The sequence below is a fragment of the Bacteroidota bacterium genome, assembly GCA_034723125.1.
Lineage (GTDB): Bacteria > Bacteroidota > Bacteroidia > CAILMK01 > JAAYUY01 > JAYEOP01.
This window is the reverse complement of record JAYEOP010000529.1, coordinates 1-1,721: the sequence shown is the minus strand read 5'-3', so window position 1 is coordinate 1,721 and position 1,721 is coordinate 1. Positions and strand designations below refer to the sequence as shown.

Here is a 1,721-nt window from a genome sequence, read left to right as displayed (position 1 = left end):
GATAATTGCAAACAATTAGAGTTGCAATAAAGAATAATACAATTGTCTGCAATTTATTAACAGATAATTTAATACATCGAATACGGTAATAATAAAATTTATGCTTATCTTTGCGTTTTAGCACAAGATAGAACTATAATTTATTATGACAGAATTACAAAAGGATTTTATTGATTTATTAGATGAATATGGCTATGATATTTTTACAGTACAGATGATAAAAGACTGTGATAAATTTTCTGTAAATAAAATTCATCAAGCAATACGAACACTGTCAAAATCAGGATGGTTAATTAAACTGGAACGAGGGAAATATGTTCGCAGTAGTTTTATTGACTCTAATGTAATTGGCTCTTTTTTAGCACCTGATGGTGGTCTCGCATATTGGTCAGCGTTAAATTATCATAATCTAACGGAACAGTTTGTTAATGTAGTTTTTGTTCAGTCGGCAAAACGTAGAAGCGAAGAGTTGGTAATTAATAAAATCAGATATAAGTTTATTAAAATCAAAGCTAATAAACTTACCGGATATAAAGAAGTTGGACATGGAAACCATAAGTTCAAAATAACAGATTTGGAAAAAACGATTATTGATTGTTTTGATTTGCCGCATCTTGCCGGTTGGTATCAAGAAATAATTAAAGCTTTCAATAATGCAGATATTAACCAAAACAAATTGATTAAATACTGCAAAATTGTTAATAATAAATCTGTTATTAAGCGGTTGGGATTTTTGAGCGAATTATTACAAAAAACTAAAATGGAAAAGTTTAGTGATTATGCACATAGCATTGTAGCAAAACCATATTCGTTATTTGAAATAGATGGGGAAACTAAAGGAGAATATAATAGTAGATGGAAATTAATTATTAACATGTCAAAAGACGAAATTTTGGAAATAGCAAATTCTTAAAAAATGACTTATAAAGAAATACAACAGATTGCAAAAAAACTTCAAATGGAAGAAGCAGTAATTGATAAAGATTGGATTCTTGGTCATTTTCTGAATGCTATGTTTTCGTTTTCTGATATTTCTGAAAATTTTGTATTCAAAGGAGGCACCTGTTTAAAGAAAAACTATTTTCAAGATTATCGTTTTTCGGAAGACTTGGATTTCACACTTTTAAATAGTGCCTCTTAGAAAACTCTCCAAAATTAAAAATGTTTCTTTTTGCGATATTTTTATTTTTCTCAAATCACTGATACAAAGGTATCAGTTCATTTCCAAAAAGTAAAAATCTCATCAAAAATAATTCATTTTATAAAAATAGATAGTTTTCTAAGAGGCACTAAATAAGGCATTTGTTATTGATGATGTTTTCTTAAAAAAAATAATAGAACTTGCTGAGCAAAATAGTGGAGCAAAATTTCATTTAAAAAACATTAAACCACAACTTCATAAAAACATTCCACAAGGTTATGAAGTTACAATTCTTTTTTGGGGAGCTTTTCATAAACCTAATCAGCAAGTGTTGCCGGTAAGTCGTTGGCAAACAAAGATTAAGTTAGATATTAGTTTTTCAGAAACAGTATTATTAAAACCGGAAGATAGACAGATTTTTCACTCATATTCTGATTCTGAAATAATCAATAGCAAAGTACCGGTTTATCCTTTAAATGAAATTGTTGCCGAAAAACTTCGTTCGCTTATGCAACGCAACAGGCCTCGGGATATTTACGATTTGCATTATTTGTCAGAAATAATAAAAGTTGATGATTAT

3 protein-coding genes are annotated in these 1,721 nt (G+C 28.6%); all 3 read left to right on the top strand.

The window, feature by feature from the left end; all coding sequences use genetic code 11:
• Nucleotides 1-145 precede the first annotated feature (145 nt).
• Nucleotides 146-913, top strand: coding sequence for a hypothetical protein (locus U9R42_13650; GenBank protein ID MEA3497066.1), 768 nt, complete (start codon nucleotides 146-148; stop codon nucleotides 911-913).
• Nucleotides 914-916: 3 nt separating this feature from the next.
• Complete coding sequence (locus U9R42_13645; protein ID MEA3497065.1) at nucleotides 917-1,141, top strand: nucleotidyl transferase AbiEii/AbiGii toxin family protein; 225 nt, start codon at nucleotides 917-919, stop codon at nucleotides 1,139-1,141.
• A 166-nt stretch (nucleotides 1,142-1,307) separates the two neighbouring features.
• Nucleotides 1,308-1,721, top strand: a 414-nt coding sequence (locus U9R42_13640; GenBank protein MEA3497064.1) for a nucleotidyl transferase AbiEii/AbiGii toxin family protein, incomplete at its 3' end; no start/stop codon positions are given.